This window comes from Lichenihabitans sp. PAMC28606 (genome assembly GCF_020616535.1).
Lineage (GTDB): Bacteria > Pseudomonadota > Alphaproteobacteria > Rhizobiales > Beijerinckiaceae > Lichenihabitans > Lichenihabitans psoromatis.
Genome location: NZ_CP085136.1, coordinates 3085123 through 3103937 on the forward strand (window position 1 = coordinate 3085123; position 18815 = coordinate 3103937).

An 18815-nucleotide genomic window follows, 5' to 3' on the forward strand; every position below is an offset into this window, starting at 1 on the left:
CGCGCCGCCTTTGTTAGTCTCACGTCATGAACGCTCCACTCCGCTCCATCCGCCGGGCATCCGCTTGCCCGCACGATTGCCCCTCCTGCTGCGCGCTGGAGGTCGAGGTTCTCGACGGCCGCACTATCGGACGGGTCTACGGCGCGGCCGACAACAGCTACACGGCGGGTGTGATCTGCGCCAAGGTGGCGCGCTATGCCGAGCGGGTCCATAATCCGAATCGGCTGACCCACCCGATGCTGCGAACCGGCCCGAAGGGCTCCGGCCAGTTTGTCCAAATCTCATGGGACGAGGCGCTCGACCGCACGGCCGACGGCCTGCTCGACGCCGAACGGCGGCTTGGGCCGGAGGCGGTCTGGCCCTATTACTATGCCGGCACGATGGGCCTTGTCATGCGCGACGGCATCAACCGGCTGCGGCACGCCAAGCGCTACTCGGACCAATATTCCACCATCTGTACGGCCCTGTCCTGGGCGGGCTACATGGCGGGCCATGGGCGGCTGACCGGCGCCGACCCGCGCGAGATGGCCCAATCCGATTGCGTCGTCCTTTGGGGCACCAATGCGGTCGTGACCCAAGTCAATGTGATGACGCATGCGGTGCGGGCCAGGAAAGACCGCGGTGCGCCGATCGTGGCGGTCGATATCTACGACAATCCGACCATGAAGCAGGCCGATCTTGCGCTGCTGGTCCGCCCCGGCTCCGATGCGGCGCTGGCCTGCGGGGTCATGCACGTGCTGTTCCGCGATGGCTATGCGGATCACGCCTATATGGCGCGTTACGCCGACGATCCCGTCGGCTTCGAGGCGCATCTCGCAAGCCGCACCCCGGCCTGGGCTTCGGCCATCTGCGGCGTGCCGGAGGCCGATATCGAGGCGTTTGCCAAGCTGCTCGGGCAGCGGCCCCGCAGTTATTTCCGCATCGGCTACGGCTTTGCCCGCTCGCGCAACGGCGCGGTGGCGCTGCATGCGGTGAGTTCGATTCCGGTCGTGATGGGCGCTTGGCAGCATGAAGGCGGCGGCGCGCTTCACTCGAATTCCGGCATGTTCGGCTGGGACAAGACAGCCATCGAGGGGCTCGATCTGCGCGATCAGAGCATCCGCAAGCTCGACCAGTCGCGGATCGGCGCGATCCTGACCGGCGACGCCGAGGCGCTCCGGCATGGGCCGCCGGTCGCGGCCCTGTTCATCCAAAACACCAATCCGGTTTCGGTCGCGCCCGATCAGGAGGTGGTCAAGCGCGGCTTCGCGCGTGAGGACCTGTTCACCGTGGTGCACGAACAGGTCATGACCGACACGGCCCGCATGGCCGATATCGTGCTGCCCGCCACCATGTTCGTCGAGCATGACGATCTCTACCAAGGCGGCGGCCAGCAGCATATCCTGCTCGGGCCGAAGCTGATCGATCCGCCCGGCGAATGCCGCAACAATCACGAGGTCATCTCGGCGCTGGCCAAGCGCCTCGGCGTGGAGCATCCGGCCTTCGACATGACGCCGCGCGATCTGATCGACCAGACCCTACAGGCCTCGGGTCGCGGCACGCTCGACAACCTCGAGCAACATCGCTGGATCGACTGTCAGCAGCCGTTCGAGAAGGCGCATTTTCTGGACGGCTTCGGCTGGCCGGATGGCCGCTACCGCTTCAAGCCGGATTGGTCGAGCGTTCCGGGCATCCAGAGCGCCGATCGGCCGGCCGACATGCCGACCTTTCCGGATCAGTGGAATGTGATCGAGGTCGCGGATGCGGCGCATCCGTTCCGGCTTGCCACGAGCCCGGCCAGAAATTTCTTGAACTCGTCCTTTACCGAAGCGCCGACGGGCCTCGCCAAAGAGGTGCGGCCGAGCGTTCTGGTGCACCCGGACGATGCTGCAGCGCTCTCGATCCTCGATGGTGACAAGGTCGAACTCCGCAATATGCGCGGCGCGGTGAGGCTGCACGCCAAGGTCTTTGCCGGGTTGCGACGCGGTGTGCTGGTGGCCGAGTCGATCTGGCCGAATGACGCTTACGAGGATGGTCGAGGCATAAACACGTTGACGGGCGCCGATGCTCCGGCGCCGGTCGGGGGCGCGGCGTTCCACGACAACAAGGTCGCGCTGACCCGCCTTTAACGGGTCGCCTCGACCAAGACGATCGAGGCGGCGGCTTTGCGCCTTACTTGATCGCTTCTTCCTTGCCGTCCTGACCCCAGCGGGTGTGGAACGAGCCGTCCTTATCGAGGCGGCGATAGGTGTGGGCGCCGAAGAAGTCGCGCAGGCCCTGCAACAGATTAGCCGGACCGCGCGAGCGGCGCAGGCCATCGTAGTAGCTGAGCGAGGACGAGAAGGCCGGGATCGCGACGCCATGCTGGACCGCCAGCACGACAACCTTGCGCCAGGATACCTCGGCCTTCAGCACCGCATCGCGGAAATAATCCTGCAGCACGAGGTTCGGGATCTCGCCGCCCTTGGCATAGGCTTCGACGATGCGATCGAGGAAGCGGGCCCGAATGATGCAGCCGCCGCGCCAGATGGTGGCGACCTCGCCGAGTTTCAGGTCCCACCCATATTCCTTCGAGGCGGCGGTCATCTGCTCGAAGCCCTGGGCATAGGCGATGATCTTCGAGGCGTAGAGTGCCTCGCGGATCGCGTCGATGTCGGCCTGGCTCGGCTTCATCTGTGCGGGAGCCTCGTGAGGCAGGATCTTTTCGGCCTCGGCGCGAAGCTTGCGCTGACCCGACAGGGCACGCGCATAAACCGCCTCGGTGATGCCGGTCAGCGGCACGCCGAGATCGAGCGCGTTGCGCGCCGTCCAGCGGCCGGTGCCCTTTTGTTCGGCCTCGTCGACGATGAGATCGACCAACGGCTTGCCGGCCGCCTCGTCCTGCTTCCGCAGCACCGTGGTGGTGATGTCGATGAGGTAGCTATCGAGATCGCTCGACTTCCACTGCTCGAAAATATCGGCGATGTCTGGAGCGCCGAGACCATAGACCGTCTTGAACAGGTCATAGGCTTCGGTGATGAGCTGCATGTCGGCATATTCGATGCCGTTATGGACCATCTTAACGTAATGACCGGCACCACCGACGCCGATATAGGCGGCGCAGGGCGTGCCATCGACCTGGGCCGCCATCTTGGTGACCATGGGCTCGATGCGCCGATAGGCATCATGCTCGCCGCCCGGCATCATGCTTGGGCCTTCGAGCGCACCTTCCTCGCCGCCCGACACGCCCATGCCGATGAAGCGGAGCTTCTTGTCTTTGAGGGCGTCGAAACGGCGGTTGGTATCGGTGAAGAGGGAATTGCCGCCATCGATGATGATGTCGTCGGCTTCGAGCAGGGGCACGAGATCGTCGATCACGTCGTCGACGGGCTTACCGGCCTTGACCATGATGATGATGACGCGAGGCTTGCTCAGCGCCGCAACGAAATCCTTGAGCTCCTTGGTGGCCGTGAACCGGCCCTCATGGCCGAACTCCTCGACCAGCTTGTCGGTGCGCTCGCCGTGACGATTGTAGAGCGCGACCCCGAACCCCTTGCGTGCGGCGTTCCTGGCCAGATTGGCGCCCATGACGGCAAGGCCGAGCACGCCGAGATCAGAAAGTTCGGTCACTGGTGTTCCTCCGATGATGCGGCGCGCGACCGCATGGCATGCGGAGGCTCGGCCGTCCTCCGACATGTAGAGGGTCAGGCATAGGCTTCACAGAGGCTGATTGCGATTGGATCGCGCGTCATCCCATTCCGTGCAAGAAGGCGATCAGGCCGTGCAAGAAGGCGATCATGCGCTCCAAGCCAGACCGAGACCCAGGATCCTCCGCTGCGCGAGACGCCATCGCGCGCGGTCCGGTCTGGACGCTGCGCGGTACGCCGGATTATCGCCGAATCAACGCGGCATTGTTCGTGGCCGGGCTGGCGATCTTCTCGCTGCTCTATTGCGTGCAACCCTTGCTGCCGAATTTCGCCGCCGAATACCAGGTTGGGGCCGCCGAAAGCTCCCTGGCGGTTTCACTCGCGACCGGCCTGCTGGCCTTGTCGATCCTGGTGGCCGGAACACTGTCGGATACGCTCGGACGCAAGAACGTGATGGCGGCCTCCCTCCTGGCCGCGGCGGTCCTCAATCTCGCGATCGCGTTCACGCCCAATTGGCCTCTGCTGCTGCTCGGCCGCGCGCTCGAAGGGATGGCGCTCGGCGGCGCGCCCGCGGTCGCCATGGCCTATCTGGCCGAGGAGATCCATCCTGGCGGCCTCGGTTATGCGATGGGGCTCTATGTCGGCGGAACGGCGATCGGTGGCCTATCGGGCCGCGTCATCACGGGATTCGTGGCCGAGCATTTCGGCTGGCGCGCCGCCATCGGCACGATCGGGGTGCTCGGCCTCGTGGCCGCCATCGGCTTCATGGTGCTGTTACCCCCATCGAAGAACTTCGCCGGGAAACCGCCCGCCCGGTTGGGGTTGCATGTCGCCAGCCTCCTCCAAAACTTCGGCAAGCCCGGTCTGCCCTGGCTGTTTCTCTGCGGCGCCTTGTGGATGGGCGGCTTCGTGACGCTTTACAACTACGCCGGCTTCCGTCTGCAGGCACCCCCCTATAGTCTCGATCAGGCGCAGAGCGGGCTGGTGTTCAGCCTCTATGCACTCGGCACGCTCGCCTCGGCGTCGGCCGGGGCGGCGGCGGATCGGATCGGGCGTCCCACCGTCTTGCTCGGCACGGTCGCAACCGGGTTGATCGGCCTGGTCATCACGCTTGCGGCTCCGCTCTGGGCCATCATCGTCGGAATCGGGCTGTTCACGGTCGGGTTTTTCGGCGGCCATGCGGTCGCGAGCGGCTGGGTCGGTCGCTTGGCCGGCCCCGCCAAGGGACAGGCGGCCTCACTCTATCTCCTCGCCTATTACCTCGGATCGAGCCTTCTCGGCTCGATCGGAGGCCTGTTCTGGACAAGCGGCAAGTGGCCCGCCGTCGTCGGCTTCATCGCGACCTTGCTGGTCACGCTGGCGGTCGCGACCTCGCGTCTGTGGTCGCTGCCGACTCCAGACGCCGACCGGTAGACTTACTTGGACGGAAAGCCGCCCTCGAACGCGAAAGCCGACACGGGATTGCGGCCGTTCGGCTGCTCGCGCGCCTGCATGGCCTCCGGCAGGATCGATTTGTCGCCCGGACGGCCGACCGCGATGGCGGCTTCGACCCGATGGCCTTCAGGGACGTTCAGGGTCGAGAAGGCGGCATCGAGGTCAAAGCCCACCATGGCATGAGCCTGCAGGCCCATATGGCTCGCCTGAAGCGCCAGGCTGGCCCAGGCTGCGCCGGCGTCGAAGGAGTGACTATGCGAGGGCACCGGCTTGTCCTTGCCGGGCGGCAGCATCAGCGAGTTCGAGACCGCCACGATAAGAAGCGAGGCGCGCTCGGCCCAAGACCGGTTGAACGGGTTCAGCAGATCGAGAAAGGTCGTCCATTGCGGCGTGTCGCGGCGTGCGTAAAGAAACCGCCACGGCTGCGAATTATAGGACGACGGGGCCCAGCGGGCGGCCTCGAAGAGCGTGAGAACGTCGGCTTCGCTGATGGGCTGACCGTCGAAGGCCCGCGGTGACCAACGGTTGAGGAACGACGGATCGATCGGATGATCGGCGGTACGGCTGTTTGCTGTTGTCATGATGCTGTCTCGCTGGCGGAAAAGCCGGTTGCGTCGCAGCATTTTAGCCGAGCCGGAACCGCGACGCCATCGTCGCAGTCCGATCGAGGATCAGGCGACCCGGTCGGTCACTTCGCGCAATTCGCGGGGTAACGGGAAGAACATCGTCTCGGTCGTGGTCGCGACCGTCTCGACTTCGATCTCGTAGCGTTCGGCAAAGGCGTCGATGATCTCCTCGACCAGCACCTCAGGAGCGGAGGCGCCGGCCGTGATGCCGATCGTCCGGATCGCGCCGAGCGGCGACCAGTCGATATCGCTCGCACGCAGCACCAATTGGCTGTTGCGGCAGCCGGCCCGCTCGGACACTTCCTTCAGGCGCTGCGAATTGGATGAATTCGCCGAACCGACCACCAGCATCGCATCCACCTTGTCGGCGATCTGCTTGACGGCTTCCTGCCGGTTTGTGGTCGCGTAGCAGATGTCTTCCTTGTGGGGACCCACGATGGCCGGAAAGCGCCGCTTCAGGGCTTCGACGATCCCTTGCGTATCGTCGACCGACAGCGTCGTCTGCGTGACGAAGGCGAGGGGATTGCGGGTCAGCTCGGGTCCGGCCGTATCGGCAAGACGATCCACGTCCGCGATGGTCTCGACCAGAATCACGGCGCCCTGCGGCAATTGACCGAGAGTGCCGACCACCTCGGGATGGCCCGCATGCCCAACCAGAATGATCGTGTGGCCGCGTCGAAAATGCAGTTCAGCCTCGCGATGCACCTTGGTGACCAGAGGGCAGGTGGCGTCGATGGCGAACAGCTTGCGCTCCGCCGCATGCAGCGGCACGGCTTTGGGAACGCCATGGGCCGAGAAGATGACCGGAGCGTCGGTCGGCGGGATCTCGTCGAGCTCCTCGACGAAAATCGCGCCCTTTTTCTTCAGGCTCTCGACGACATATTTGTTATGGACGATCTCGTGCCGCACGTAGACGGGTGCGCCATAGACCCGCAGCGCCCGCTCGACAGCGTCGATCGCGCGGATCACGCCGGCGCAGAATCCGCGCGGAGCGCAGAGCAGAATTTTCAGCGGCGGCTTGGTCATCTCGTTCGTCCACGTTGTTCACGCCCGGATGGCGTTGTGATGGAAGCGTGCAGCAGGGTCAAGGACGATACGGATTGCGCTGCGGCCTTTGCGCGGCGCCGTGTCATCTTATGACATCTTTAAACCGCCAACCCGACTTAAGCAGGGCCGTCATTCGACGAAGATGACCTATATAGCCGCGCATGAGATGCCGGTCATCGCGGTTGAGCCGCGCGTCGCGTTCCGGTAAGGCCGGGGGCTCGGGAGCGCGACACGGCAGGGCCGAGCCTTCGACAACAACAGAGGTGCCTTATCGACACGCAGCCAGAGCTGGCGCCGGACGCGGCCACCCGGGCGATCGCCGACCCGGATACGGTCGTCGAGGCGCCCATCACGGGACTGGCGTATCGCGGCACCTTCACGGAAGGCTCGATCCTCCGGCACGTCCTGGTGATGACCGGCACCAGCACGATCGGCGTGATCGCCATCTTCGTGGTCGACTTCCTCTCTCTCGTTTATGTCTCGCATCTGCATCAGATCGACCTGACCGCAGCGGTCGGGTTCGCGACGCAGGTCCTGTTCTATCCCGTCTCGATCAACATCGGTCTCACGATCGGCGTGACGGCCTTGGTGGCCCGTGCGCTCGGCGCGGGGGATCGCGACCGGGCGCGGCGGCTGGCCGCCTCCGGCCTCGTTCTCTCTTGTCTGTTCAGCGCTGTCGTGGCGAGCGTCGTCCTGATTTACAGCCGGCAGATCCTCAGCGGCCTCGGAGCCGTGGGTCCGCTTCGAGACGTCGCCGAGCGATTTTTGCAGATCACCCTGCCGGCCAATGTGGCATTTGCGGCCGGCATGGTGCTGTCCGGCATCCTGCGTGCCGTCGGCGACGCCCGTCGCGCCATGTATGTGACGCTGGCCGGCGGTATCGTGACCGGCATCATCGATCCGATCCTGATTTTCGGCCTGCATTTTGGCGTCTATGGCGCCGCCATTTCGACGGTGGTGTCGCGGCTGGTGTTTCTCGGCGTCGGCTATTGGGGCGCGGTGCGGGTCCATAACCTCGTCGGCCGGCCGAGCGTCGGAGCGCTAATGGACGATCTCCGCCCCGTGATGAACATCGCGCTCCCGGCCATGGCGACCAATCTCGCGACACCCGTGGCCAACAGCTATGTGCTGCATGTGTTCGCCAAATTCGGCCAAGCCGCCATTGCGGCCACAACGGTGACGGACCGCGTCGTGCCGGTGGCATTCGGCGTCATCTTCGCGCTGACCGGCGCGGTGGGGCCGATCCTCGGCCAGAACCTCGGAGCCGGGTTGCTGGAACGGGTGCGCCGCACGTTGACGACCTCGTTCGTCATGACGGCGGTCTATGTGCTGTCGGTGTGGTTCATCCTGTGGGTATGCTCGTCGCTGATCGCCAGCCTCTTCGACGCGACGGCCGAAGCGCGCACCTATATCGAGTTTTTCTGTACCTTCGGCGTCTCGGCTTGGCTGTTCATCGGCTTTCTGTTCGTCGCCAATGCGTCGTTCAACAATCTCGGTTATCCGATCCTGTCTCTGGTGTTCAACTGGGGACGCGCCTCGCTCGGCACCATTCCGTTCGTGACGATCGGGGCCGCCTATGGCGGCGTCGAGGGTGGGCAACTCGGCATCGCTTTTGGGGCCGCGATCTTCGGGCTTTCGGCTCTGGCGACCGCTTATGCGGTATCCGGGCGACTCGCCAAACGGCACGCGCTGCCTTAGCTGAACGGAGCGGGAGCATTCCCATGCTGTCGCGGCCGGCGCCCGACTGAACAGCGCGGCCCCAACCCAGGGGAAGGATGCCAGCATGAGTCTCAACGACATCATCCAATCGGCGCAGGGCGGCGAAGCCGTCAACAATCTCTCGAGCCGCTTCGGCCTGACTCCGGAACAGACCCAGAGCGCCATCAATGCTTTGCTGCCCGCTTTCCAGATGGGGTTGCAGAACAAGATGCAGGGCGGCGCGGGCGGGCTCGGCTCGATCCTCGGCCAGCTCGGCAGCAGCACCCATCAGGGTGCTTTCGCGGATGCCGGAACCGCGACGTCGCCGACAGCCGTCCAAGCCGGCTCGTCGGTCCTCGGCGATCTCTTCGGTGGTCAGCATGCCAGCACGCAGGTGGCGCAGCAGGCCTCGGCGGAATCCGGCGTCTCGGCCTCTGTCATTCAGGCCATGTTGCCGGTTCTCGCCTCGATCATCATGGGCGGTCTGTTTCACTCGGCCCAGAGCGGCAGTTGGGGCGGGATCCTATCGCAGGTCATCGGCGCCGCGATGGGCGGTCAGACTGGCGGTCTTGGTGGCAGCCTCGGATCGATCTTCGGCCAGGGTAGCACAGCGAATCAGGGCGGTGCAGCGACGCCGACCCAGGGCCAACCCACGGCACAGGACAGTGGCCTCGGCGGTCTGATCGGCAGCGTTCTGGGCGGGTTGCTGGGTGGCGCGGGGCCGCAGACGGCGCCACGACCAAGTGGCTATGCTCCCAGCGCGCAGGCCGACGAGTCGGTCGCCGAGACGCGATCCGACACCGGCATGGCGCCTGCCGGTTCGACATCGGAGCAAGCGGCGCTCAACGATCTCAGCCAAGCTTTCGAGGCCGGAACGCCCGCCTCGCCGCAACATCAGGCCAATCTGGCCAATATCCTCGGTCGCAACGGCTGATCGTCACGGTCAAACAAGGCCGCAACCCTCTCGCTTACGACCGCATTTGGTGGAGGCGACGCCGTTCGGCGTCGCCGCGTCGTGACAGATCAGGCGGCACGACGTGTCACGCCGGCGGGCGGCATCATGGCCCGCGTCTCCCGCGAAATGGCGCGATGAGCCCTCCGGGTCTCGTCGGCCCGTTCGGCAAGGCGTTTGGACGGGTCCCGGTATAGCGGCTCGGCGAGCACCGAGGCGACGTCGAAGCGGGTGATGCCGATATCGCGCAGCATGTAATCGTCGAGCGAGCTTAGTTGCCCCACAACGCGACGCCGCTCCAAAATTGCCCTGAATGCCTTGAAAGCATTTCGGAATCTGAATGGGCTGCTGGTCGTGTCGGACATGATCTCCTCCTGCGTCATCAATGACAGACACTCTGTACAACGCTCGTCTTGATGAATAAAACGAATGTTTGTGATCCGAAACATTCGCTAGAATGATGATTAGCGCGGCGCACCGAGGCGCCGCCACCGGACCGGAGGCGAACCCATGACGGCCCTGCTGGACGTCGACCAACTGAAGACCTTCATCGCGATCGCCGATTCGGGCTCGTTCACTCGCGCGGCCGAGACGGTTCACAAAACACAGTCGGCCGTCTCGATGCAGATGAAGAAGCTGGAGGAACGCCTCGGCAAGCCGATCTTCGAGCGCGATGGGCGCGGCTCGAAGTTGACCGAGGAAGGCGAGCGGATGCTCGACTATGCGCGCCGCATCGTTCGGCTCAACCTCGAGGCCCTGGCCAGTTTCGCCGATGCAGAGCTAGCCGGCCGCGTGCGCCTCGGCGTTCCCGACGATTATGCCGATCGCTATCTCCCCGAAATCATGGCGCGTTTCTCGCAATCCAATCCGCGTGTCGAGGTCACGGTCATGTGTGAGCCGACCCCGATGCTGGTCGAACGGATCTCCGCGTCCGATCTCGACCTCGCGATCATCACCCACACCGAGAACCGAGGTCCGGCCTCGATCATCCGGCGGGAAAGGCTTCTCTGGGTCACGTCGAACCGGCACGACATCCACGAGATCAGCCCGCTGCCACTGGCGCTCGGTCGCTCCTTCTGCACATGGCGGCATGCCGCGACAGTCGCGTTGGAGGGAATCGGGCGCCCGTTCCGCGTCCTTTACTCGAGCTGGAATTCGACGGCCGTGGGCGCTGCCGTGCTGGCCGGCCTCGCCGTATCGGTCTTGCCCGAGAGCGCCGTCCGTCCGGGGATGCGGGTGCTCGGCTCGTCCGACGATTTCCCCTCGCTCCCGTCTTGCAAGATCGCGCTTCTTCGCAACAAGGCCGAACCCTCGCTGCTCGCCGATGCTCTGGCGGGCCACATCATCACCAGTCTCGACAACATCTCCGGCGCGAGCCTCGCGGATCGGATCGCCATGGCGGCGGAATGATCCGAGCAGAGATCATTTTGATTGATCGATTGCGGTCGAGAACCAAATGCTAATGATGGGTTAACCCTTTTGCGTCGCGGCTTGCGGGCGCCCGGGCAACAAAAAACCCGGCCCGCGAGGCGGACCGGGTCGAATTCATCGCGAGACGCGATGCTTACATCGCTGTCTTCTTCTTCATGTGCTTTTTGGCCATGTGCTTTTTCATCATGGTCTTCTTGGGAGCCATCGCGTCGCCAGCTGCGGCGTCTGGGGCCGCGGTCGCGCCTGCGGCCGGTGCCGCCGGAGCAGCGGCGGGGTCGGTCTGCGCCATCGCGACGCCGAAGCTGAGCACCGAGGCGGCGCAAGCCAGAACAATGGTCTTCTTAAACGAAGTCATGTTTTTCTCCCTAAGAGGCTGCCTTCCGAGACGTACCGGACCCACTGCAGCCCAATGCGGCTTATGTCCGCCCCACAATTTGTTGCTCGCCAGATGAACGGTACATGAATTCGCCCAAGCGGCTTTATTGCCTGTTGCGGTTACGCCGCCTATCTAGTTTCAAATCCGGCGCGACGCCGTGTGTCGGTCACGGTTCGCCATGACCGCTTTGTGAGATGCAGGTCAAAGCATGGCGCGTGATGTTACCGACTCGGCTCCGTTGGACACGCGAGATGCCTTGGTGGCGTGGTTCGAGCAGGGCAACAAACCCCCCGATCAGTTTCGTGTCGGCACCGAACACGAGAAATTCGGCTTCTACCGCGCTGACCACGCTCCGGTTCCCTATCTCGGCTGCTCGGGGCAGGGTGGCATCCAGGCGATTCTCGATGGCATGGCGGCGGGGGGCGTCTGGCAACCGATTAGCGAGGGGGACGAGATCATCGGCCTTCACGACCCGGTCGGCGGCGGCGCCATTTCGCTGGAGCCGGGCGGCCAGTTCGAACTTTCGGGTGCTCCCCTCGAGACGATCCATGAGACAGTCGCCGAGCTTCGCGAGCATCTTGCCGAGGCCAATCGGATCGGCTCCGACCATGATATCGCCTTTGCGGGTCTCGGCATGTCGCCGCTCTGGTCGCTGGCGCAGACGCCCGTGATGCCCAAAGGGCGGTATCGCATCATGGCCAATTACATGCCGAAAGTCGGCACACGCGGCCTCGATATGATGTTCCGCACCTGCACGGTGCAGGCCAATGTCGATTTCGCGAGCGAGGCCGACATGGTCAAGAAGCTGCGGGTTTCGCTGGCCTTGCAGCCAATCGCCACCGCTCTCTTCGCCAACTCACCGTTTACCGAAGGACGGCCGAACGGCCTGCTCAGCGCCCGTTCGGAGATCTGGCGCGATACCGACACGGCACGATCCGGCATGATGGCTTTCGCGTTCGAGCCGGGGATGGGGTTCGAGCGCTACGTCGATTATGCGCTCGACGTCCCGATGTATTTCGTCAAGCGCGGCGATCGCTATTTCGATGTCGCCGGCGGAAGCTTCCGCGATCTTTTGGCGGGTCGGCTCGCTCACATGCCGGGCGAAACCGCCACCTTGTCGGATTGGGCCAATCACCTGTCGACCATCTTCCCCGAGGTGCGCCTGAAGCGCTACCTCGAGATGCGCGGCGCCGATATGGGCGCGTCCGACATGGTGGCGGCCTTGCCGGCATTGTTCGTCGGGCTGCTCTACGACGAGCTCGCGCTTGATGGCGCTTGGGAGATCGTGAAGGGCTGGACCGCATCCGATCGGCAGATGCTTCGGGATGATGTGCCGCGGTTGGCGCTCGGCGCCACGGTGGCGGGCCGGTCGGTGCTCGATATCGCGCGCGAGGTGGTTGGCCTCGCTCACGGCGGTTTGGCGCGACGGGCTCGGCTCGATCCGCAGGGCCGAGACGAGACGACCTTTCTCGCTCCGCTGCACCAAATCGTCGATCGCGGTCGAACCCGTGCGGACGATCTGCTCGACCTGTTCAACCGCGACTGGGGCGGCACGATCACGCCCGTCTTCGACGCGTGCCGCCTATCGTAACGTGAGAGAGAGCGGGCCCGCTTGGGCCCGGCACTCTATTGGCCGTTTAGGCCTTCAAATCATCCGGAACCTTGCCGCCGTTGGCCGCGAGCTTTTGCATGACCTGGTGATGCAGCCAGATGTTCATGCTGGCTGAATCGTGCATGTCGCCGGTGTAGTTCAGCTCCTTGGCGAGCTCCTGCCGCGCCGTGAGGCTGCTGTCGAGATCGAGCAGCTTCATCATATCGACAATCGAATGTTTCCAATCGAGCTTCTGGCTGTTCTTCGCCGCAAGCCCATCGAGCACCTGTGCGACGTCGACGGTCTGGGTCGCGCCTGTGGTGGAGGCCGAAGCGCCGGTCGAGGTTGGATTATCATTCTGGGCGACCTGGGTCGGGGCGCCACCGACCGATGTCGAAGTCACCGGCGTGCTGGGACGGCCGGCATTGTCCATGGCGGCGCCTGCGCTCGGCTGCGGGCTGGCGGTCGATCCACCCGGCGTCGGCGTGGCGGCCGCTGCGTCGTGGTGGAAGATCTTCGACATGATGGTCCCGAAGATACTCATTGGATGGCCTCTCTCTCTTACGCTCACGCGAGCCTCTGCCAACGCGCGCAAACGCGAAAAGGTCACGACCAAGCTGGAGCCCGAGGCTGAGACCGGGGCGCAGAAGACTGTCGCGCTGTGCTGCGTCGCGGTATAGATTGATCGCAAAGGTCGAGGGCCGATGCGGCTTGCGCATGACGGATGGATCGGTTTCAAGCCGAAACGGTGTGATCCTCCATCGAGGCGTTTTGGACCAAAGAGGTGCATATCCAATGACGAGCCGTGTAATTCCCGTCGAGCCGTTCACGCTCGTGGTCTTCGGCGCCACGGGTGATCTGTCACGCCGAAAGATCCTGCCGGCGCTCATGCACCGCGACCTCGCGGGGCAAATTCCCGCCGACGCCCGGATCATCGGCGTGTCGCGCCGTGAGATGTCCGACGCCGAGTTCCGCGACATGGCGCGCGAGGCGGTCAACAGCCACGTGCAAGCCGACGAGCTGAAGGACGACTCGCTCGAACGTTTCGTCGAACGCCTCGTCTATGTGGCGGCGGATGCGACCTCCGACGCCGGCTGGCCCGATCTCAAAGCGCTGCTCGAAGAGCGGCCCAACCACATCAAAGTGCTCTACCTCGCCACCACGCCGGATTTGTTCGGCCCGATTTCGGACCGGCTCGGCCAGCAGGGCATGGTCGATAAGAACACCCGCGTGGTTTTGGAAAAGCCCATCGGCAAGAACTTGGCTTCGGCCCACAGCGTCAACGAATCCGTTGGTCGCGTCTTCCCCGAACAGGCGATCTACCGCATCGACCACTATCTCGGAAAAGAGACGGTGCAGAATTTGATGGCGCTGCGCTTCGCCAACGCCTTGTTCGAGCCGCTGTGGACCTCGGCCCATATCGATCACGTCGAGATCACGGTTGCCGAAGAGCTCGGCGTCGAAGGCCGCGCTGGCTATTACGATACGGCGGGCGCCATGCGCGACATGGTGCAGAACCATATGCTGCAGCTGCTGTGCCTTGTCGCCATGGAGCCGCCGACCTCGATCGCGGCCGATGCCGTGCGCGACGAAAAGCTGAAGGTTCTGAAGAGCCTGAAGCGGATCGACGCATCCAATGCGGCGCAGATGACGGTGCGGGGGCAGTATCGCGCCGGTGCGTCCGCCGGCGGGGCCGTGCCGGGCTATGCCGATGAACTCGGAGAAGCCAGCAACACCGAGACATTCGTGGCGATCCGCGCCGAAATCGCCAATTGGCGTTGGGCGGGCGTGCCGTTCTATTTGCGGACCGGCAAGCGTCTTCCCTCACGCTTGTCCGAGATCGTGATCAATTTCCGGGCGGTGCCGCATTCGGTGTTCGAGGGTGTCTCGCCGGAGCCGAACAAGCTGGTGATCCGCCTGCAGCCGGACGAGGGCGTCAAATTGTGGATCATGATCAAGGATCCGGGCCCAGGCGGCATGCGGCTTCGGCACGTGCCGCTCGACATGAGCTTTAAGCAATCGTTCGGCGCGCGTAATCCGGATGCCTACGAGCGATTGATCCTCGATGTTGTGCGTGGCAATCAGACGCTGTTCATGCGCCGCGACGAGGTCGAGGCCGCATGGTCTTGGGTCGATCCGATCATCGAGGCCTGGACAGCCTCGAACGAGGCGCCGAAGCCCTACACGGCCGGCACCTGGGGTCCCTCCGCAGCGATCGCGCTGACCGAGCGGGATGGTCGCAGCTGGTACGAGATCAACTGACGCATTTCAGACTGAGAAATGCGGACAAGCTCAGGCATGCCGATCGGGATGCCTGAGCCCTGATGAGCCGGAGCGGATTGGGCGGATGTCCGCTTCTCTGATGGCTTTTTGCTACGCCGAGCAACTCCCATGACGGCTCCCGGCGACCGATCACCCGGTTGGATCGCGACGACGTTGACAGCCCCTCGGGGCAGTCCTAAAACCGCAGCCGTTGGGGCTGTAGCTCAGATGGGAGAGCGCTGCAATCGCACTGCAGAGGCCAGCGGTTCGATTCCGCTCAGCTCCACCAATTTAATTTCAGCTAGCGACGCGCGCGCCGCAGACATCCTGCCCGTCATCCAGGCGATCGGCGAGACCAAAAGCCTGCGCCAAATCGCGGCGGCTATCAACGCCAAGGGCATCCTGACCGCCCGTGGCGGAACATGGTCCGCCGTCCAGGTGCAGCGCGTGATTGCTCGATAGACCGGCCTCGATTGTGGCATGGAAACCATCATCGACTGAAACTCGATGATGTCGAATAGGCCCAATTAGAAGGCCGGTTGAAAAGGGGCTTAACCCGGTTGCTATGCCGGTCTAGTCAGGTGAAGATCGCATTGAGCGCTTCCTTCGGCCTCACACCGAGTGAGATCGATGTGAGGCCGAAGTTGGGGGTAGTAGCTCGCCATTGTCGGCTCGGTAGAGTTTTAAGCTTGTCAGGCAGTCTACCGAGCCGGCACCGTATGCCTTCTAAGGCACTACAGACGCGCATAATGCGGTATTGCTCCAAGGCGAATCCATTTATCTATCATGTGGACGGCATCGACTCGATGACGGTCCCGTCTTGACTCTTGTTACTTGCAAGCGCTTGGCGCGCCACGTTTGATTTTTGAAAATAAAAAAACGTGCGTTTTCAAAAACTTGTAAGATTGATGACGATCCTGTCTCTCAAATAACGCATCCCTCAGCGCGTCGAATACCGCGTGTAAGACAGCAAGTGACATGCCTTTACTTGGTGGAGCGCCCAAACTTTTCGTTCAGAATATACTGTAGATTGATCTTCGATCTAAACGATTCATCTGAAAGCAGCTTGCGGCGAGACGCGTACCGTAAACGCCTTACAGTTTTTGAAACCGGGTTCAAAAAGCTGTAAACGGTAAAACGTAAGATGTACGCGGTAAGACGCGCGGGCGGTTATGTCAGTAGGCGACAGCGCTGCCGCGCCACGCTGAGACGTAGAGGAAATTTCAGCGGATAAAGTCAACCACAAACGTTGTACGATCAAGCGTCCCGCTGGTTGATTATGCGCAAAAATTTGCTAATGAAATCAATGAGTTTAAATGCCTGTTGCGCTTCCGCTCAGCTCCACCAGCAGGAGCAGACACATAGGTGTTTCGTTCTGACCGGTTCAAGTCGTGTGTAAGCGCCAGGTCAGCAGCATAGGGTCGCTCAAGCCGCGCCATCGGTCACGGTGAACTGCAAGTGGAACACGATCGCACCGGCAGCGCCCATGATATTGAGCCGCCAATCGTTCTTGACGTATTTGGGAAATGCCGAGAAGCGCACCTGCGAGGCGGGCCGCCACGATCTAAACCAAAATGGCGAGGAGTTACATGTGCGCCGCATGGCGCGCCGTCGCATCGGCTATCGTTGAAGCGCGTTGCTTCTTGTCCTGGCGACCAGTGACGTAAACCAGTGCCGCAGCTGCTAATACGACCGCCCCAGGAGCGACGAGAAAAGCGATGAGCCAATCCTGGGTCATATGTCTAGCCTCTCCAGCACCATCCTTGCGAGAAGGTGCAAAGCGATACTCGATATGATCAGCGTGCCAATCTCAAGGCAAGTTTGCCACCACGGCCGAGAAGGTTGGATCGTCGTGCCATATCAATAGGATGCGATTGGTCCAATCACACCGGTTACCGCGAAACCTGCTGCTATCGTGTTCAGATAAGTCGCAAGAAGCTTTGTCTTCTCCACATAGGACGGCGGATCGACAAACGGACCACCGCCGTTCAGCTTTGAATGAAGCATCGACCCCGCCGCAGACACGTCGTTCGTCAGTTCCGAGAATGCGTCTTTTAAATCTGGCAAACTCTGACCGGGTTCCGATAATTCATCGTACCGTTTTGGTTGAGCGCTCATTTCCCTCTCTGGGCTTTCGGCATAGTCAGTCCCGTCAAACAACTAGCGACGGGCAAACGACGCGCGCACTACCTCAAACAACGTAAATGAACCCACCGCCCGCGGCCAATGCCACACCGTACACGTCACTCGTGTATAGACTGCGCGCAAAGATGTGCTTTAAAAAAAAAAGCAAAGATCGAGAGCGACCTCAATCGCACCGTAAAGCAGTCCACGCGCGATTTTCATTGGTATCTTAAAGGCATTGAACGCCTGTCCTATTTCCGCTCAGATCCACCAGCCGCTATCTCGACCAACTTTCCTTTGTATTGAGCAGGGCTTTGCGCCGCTCGACCGATGTCGCGGCGAGCGGCTTCGGCGCCGACTAGGCTTTCCGCGTGTTTGCGACATGCTGCTTGAGCGCATCGAGACCGGACTGGAACACCCCTTTCGCGAAGGTGTCCCGCATCGCCGCCTCATCGGTCTCGGCTGCCGTGAACGTGGCGGACCACTCGACAAAACTTGCGTCGCCATCCGTGACGGGCAGCACCCGCAGGGTGGCTTCATAGTCGCGCACCGGAAATGGGCTGGCCTGAAAGTCGTAGCTCATGCTGCGATCGACATCCGACAAGGCGAGCAGCTTTTCGCGGATCGACGCGCCGTCCTGCAGCACGAGGGTGCGGATACACCCGACGCGATCGGGCGGCAGGCCGTCGTCGATGCTGCTTTTCGCAATGCCGGTGTGCCATGTCGGCAGTCCGTCAAAATCGCGGATGATGGCCCACACTGTGTCGGCCGGCGCCGGGACGATGGTGCTTGCATAGGCTTTCGACATGATCAGTGGCCCTCCTGGGCGGGTGGTCGGCGCATGGCCTTAAAGGCGCGCGTCTGCGCGACGAGCGCCTGTTCGGTCGGCAGCCGCTCCATACTGCTGGCTCCGTAGAAGCCGTGGCAGTCGGGGCAGCGGCTCAAAATGAAAGCGGCATCCTCCGGCATCGCGATCGGTCCACCATGACAGAGAAGGATCACATCCGACCGTACCGTTCTGGCCGCTTCCGCGATGGCGTTGATGCGAGCGACGCAATCCTCCAGCGTGAAGGCCGTCGCGGCCCCGATGGTGCCGCCCGTCGTCAGGCCCATATGGGCCACCACGAGATCGGCGCCAGCCTCCGTCATCGCGGTCGCCTCGTCCGGCGTGAACACGTAAGGGGTGGTGAGGAGGTCCTTGCTGCGCGCGAGGCGGATAAGGTCGACCTCGAGCCCATAGCTCATGCCGGTTTCTTCGAGATTGGCTCGGAACGTCCCATCGATCAGACCCACGGTCGGGAAGTTCTGAATGCCCGAGAAGCCGATGGCTTTCACCTGGTCCAGGAAATAGTCGAAATTGCAGAACGGATCCGTGCCGTTGACGCCCGCCAGAACCGGCGTGTGGCGCACCACAGGCAGGACCTCGCGGGCCATGTCCATCACGATCTCGTTGGCATTGCCATAGGCCAGCATGCCGGCCAGCGATCCACGTCCCGCCATGCGATAGCGGCCGGAATTGTAGATCACGATGAGGTCGATGCCGCCTTCCTCCTCGCATCGAGCCGAGAGGCCGGTTCCGGCGCCGCCCCCCACGATCGTGCGGCGTTCACGCACCATGGCGTTGAAGTGCTGGAGCAGGGCTTGTCGCGGGATGGCAGGCATGACTGTG

18 protein-coding genes and 1 tRNA gene are annotated in these 18815 nt (G+C 63.0%); 9 read left to right on the top strand and 10 right to left on the bottom strand.

Annotated features, from left to right (window positions below; all coding sequences use genetic code 11):
• The first annotated feature begins 26 nt into the window (after positions 1-26).
• A complete protein-coding gene (locus LGH83_RS14555) occupies positions 27-2108 on the top strand; it encodes a molybdopterin oxidoreductase family protein (protein ID WP_227399281.1) in 2082 nt (693 codons plus the stop codon).
• Positions 2109-2151: 43 nt separating this feature from the next.
• Here the strand turns inward: LGH83_RS14555 and gndA are convergent, their stop codons facing one another.
• Complete coding sequence (gene gndA / locus LGH83_RS14560) at positions 2152-3588, bottom strand: NADP-dependent phosphogluconate dehydrogenase (RefSeq protein WP_227399282.1); 1437 nt, start codon at positions 3586-3588, stop codon at positions 2152-2154.
• Positions 3589-3755: 167 nt separating this feature from the next.
• Between gndA and LGH83_RS14565 the strand changes: the two genes are divergently transcribed.
• A complete protein-coding gene (locus LGH83_RS14565; RefSeq protein WP_227399283.1) occupies positions 3756-5018 on the top strand; it encodes an MFS transporter in 1263 nt (420 codons plus the stop codon).
• Positions 5019-5020: 2 nt separating this feature from the next.
• Here LGH83_RS14565 and LGH83_RS14570 read toward each other — a convergent pair whose 3' ends face one another.
• Both LGH83_RS14570 and ispH read right to left on the bottom strand, forming a co-directional pair.
• Positions 5021-5620: a nitroreductase family protein gene (locus LGH83_RS14570; protein WP_227399284.1), complete on the bottom strand. Its 600-nt coding sequence runs from the start codon at positions 5618-5620 to the stop codon at positions 5021-5023.
• Between the two features lie 90 nt (positions 5621-5710).
• Positions 5711-6691, bottom strand: a complete 981-nt coding sequence (gene ispH, locus LGH83_RS14575) for a 4-hydroxy-3-methylbut-2-enyl diphosphate reductase (protein WP_131113632.1) — start codon at positions 6689-6691, stop codon at positions 5711-5713.
• Between the two features lie 432 nt (positions 6692-7123).
• On the opposite strand from ispH, the gene LGH83_RS14580 reads away from it, so the two are divergent.
• Both LGH83_RS14580 and LGH83_RS14585 read left to right on the top strand, forming a co-directional pair.
• Positions 7124-8410 carry an MATE family efflux transporter gene (locus LGH83_RS14580; protein ID WP_227399285.1) on the top strand — a complete coding sequence of 429 codons (1287 nt, stop codon included), beginning with the start codon at positions 7124-7126 and terminating at the stop codon, positions 8408-8410.
• Between the two features lie 85 nt (positions 8411-8495).
• Positions 8496-9344: a DUF937 domain-containing protein gene (locus LGH83_RS14585; protein ID WP_227399286.1), complete on the top strand. Its 849-nt coding sequence runs from the start codon at positions 8496-8498 to the stop codon at positions 9342-9344.
• An 89-nt stretch (positions 9345-9433) separates the two neighbouring features.
• Here the strand turns inward: LGH83_RS14585 and LGH83_RS14590 are convergent, their stop codons facing one another.
• Positions 9434-9727 carry a DUF1127 domain-containing protein gene (locus tag LGH83_RS14590; RefSeq protein WP_227399287.1) on the bottom strand — a complete coding sequence of 98 codons (294 nt, stop codon included), beginning with the start codon at positions 9725-9727 and terminating at the stop codon, positions 9434-9436.
• 145 nt (positions 9728-9872) lie between these two features.
• Between LGH83_RS14590 and LGH83_RS14595 the strand changes: the two genes are divergently transcribed.
• Complete coding sequence (locus LGH83_RS14595) at positions 9873-10772, top strand: LysR substrate-binding domain-containing protein (RefSeq protein ID WP_131113628.1); 900 nt, start codon at positions 9873-9875, stop codon at positions 10770-10772.
• A 154-nt stretch (positions 10773-10926) separates the two neighbouring features.
• Here the strand turns inward: LGH83_RS14595 and LGH83_RS14600 are convergent, their stop codons facing one another.
• A complete protein-coding gene (locus LGH83_RS14600; protein WP_227399288.1) occupies positions 10927-11148 on the bottom strand; it encodes a hypothetical protein in 222 nt (73 codons plus the stop codon).
• A 229-nt stretch (positions 11149-11377) separates the two neighbouring features.
• Here LGH83_RS14600 and LGH83_RS14605 point away from each other — a divergent pair, with 229 nt between their 5' ends.
• Positions 11378-12760: a glutamate--cysteine ligase gene (locus LGH83_RS14605; RefSeq protein WP_227399289.1), complete on the top strand. Its 1383-nt coding sequence runs from the start codon at positions 11378-11380 to the stop codon at positions 12758-12760.
• A gap of 46 nt (positions 12761-12806) precedes the next feature.
• Here LGH83_RS14605 and LGH83_RS14610 read toward each other — a convergent pair whose 3' ends face one another.
• Positions 12807-13304 carry a DUF3597 domain-containing protein gene (locus LGH83_RS14610; RefSeq protein WP_227399290.1) on the bottom strand — a complete coding sequence of 166 codons (498 nt, stop codon included), beginning with the start codon at positions 13302-13304 and terminating at the stop codon, positions 12807-12809.
• A 251-nt stretch (positions 13305-13555) separates the two neighbouring features.
• On the opposite strand from LGH83_RS14610, the gene zwf reads away from it, so the two are divergent.
• From zwf to LGH83_RS14625, 3 genes are all read left to right on the top strand, one after another.
• Positions 13556-15022, top strand: coding sequence for a glucose-6-phosphate dehydrogenase (zwf, locus tag LGH83_RS14615; RefSeq protein ID WP_131113624.1), 1467 nt, complete (start codon positions 13556-13558; stop codon positions 15020-15022).
• A 213-nt stretch (positions 15023-15235) separates the two neighbouring features.
• A tRNA-Ala gene (locus LGH83_RS14620) sits at positions 15236-15311 on the top strand.
• Between the two features lie 95 nt (positions 15312-15406).
• Entirely contained in the window at positions 15407-15484 is a 78-nt protein-coding gene (locus LGH83_RS14625) for a hypothetical protein (RefSeq protein ID WP_264479190.1), read from the top strand.
• 963 nt (positions 15485-16447) lie between these two features.
• Here the strand turns inward: LGH83_RS14625 and LGH83_RS14630 are convergent.
• From LGH83_RS14630 to LGH83_RS14645, 4 genes are all read right to left on the bottom strand, one after another.
• Positions 16448-16639, bottom strand: a complete 192-nt coding sequence (locus tag LGH83_RS14630) for a hypothetical protein (RefSeq protein ID WP_227399291.1) — start codon at positions 16637-16639, stop codon at positions 16448-16450.
• Positions 16640-16882: 243 nt separating this feature from the next.
• Entirely contained in the window at positions 16883-17140 is a 258-nt protein-coding gene (locus LGH83_RS14635) for a hypothetical protein (RefSeq protein ID WP_227399292.1), read from the bottom strand.
• A gap of 364 nt (positions 17141-17504) precedes the next feature.
• Positions 17505-17954, bottom strand: a complete 450-nt coding sequence (locus tag LGH83_RS14640; protein ID WP_227399293.1) for an SRPBCC family protein — start codon at positions 17952-17954, stop codon at positions 17505-17507.
• Positions 17955-17956: 2 nt separating this feature from the next.
• Positions 17957-18808 carry a phosphoenolpyruvate hydrolase family protein gene (locus LGH83_RS14645; RefSeq protein WP_227399294.1) on the bottom strand — a complete coding sequence of 284 codons (852 nt, stop codon included), beginning with the start codon at positions 18806-18808 and terminating at the stop codon, positions 17957-17959.
• Positions 18809-18815 lie beyond the last annotated feature (7 nt).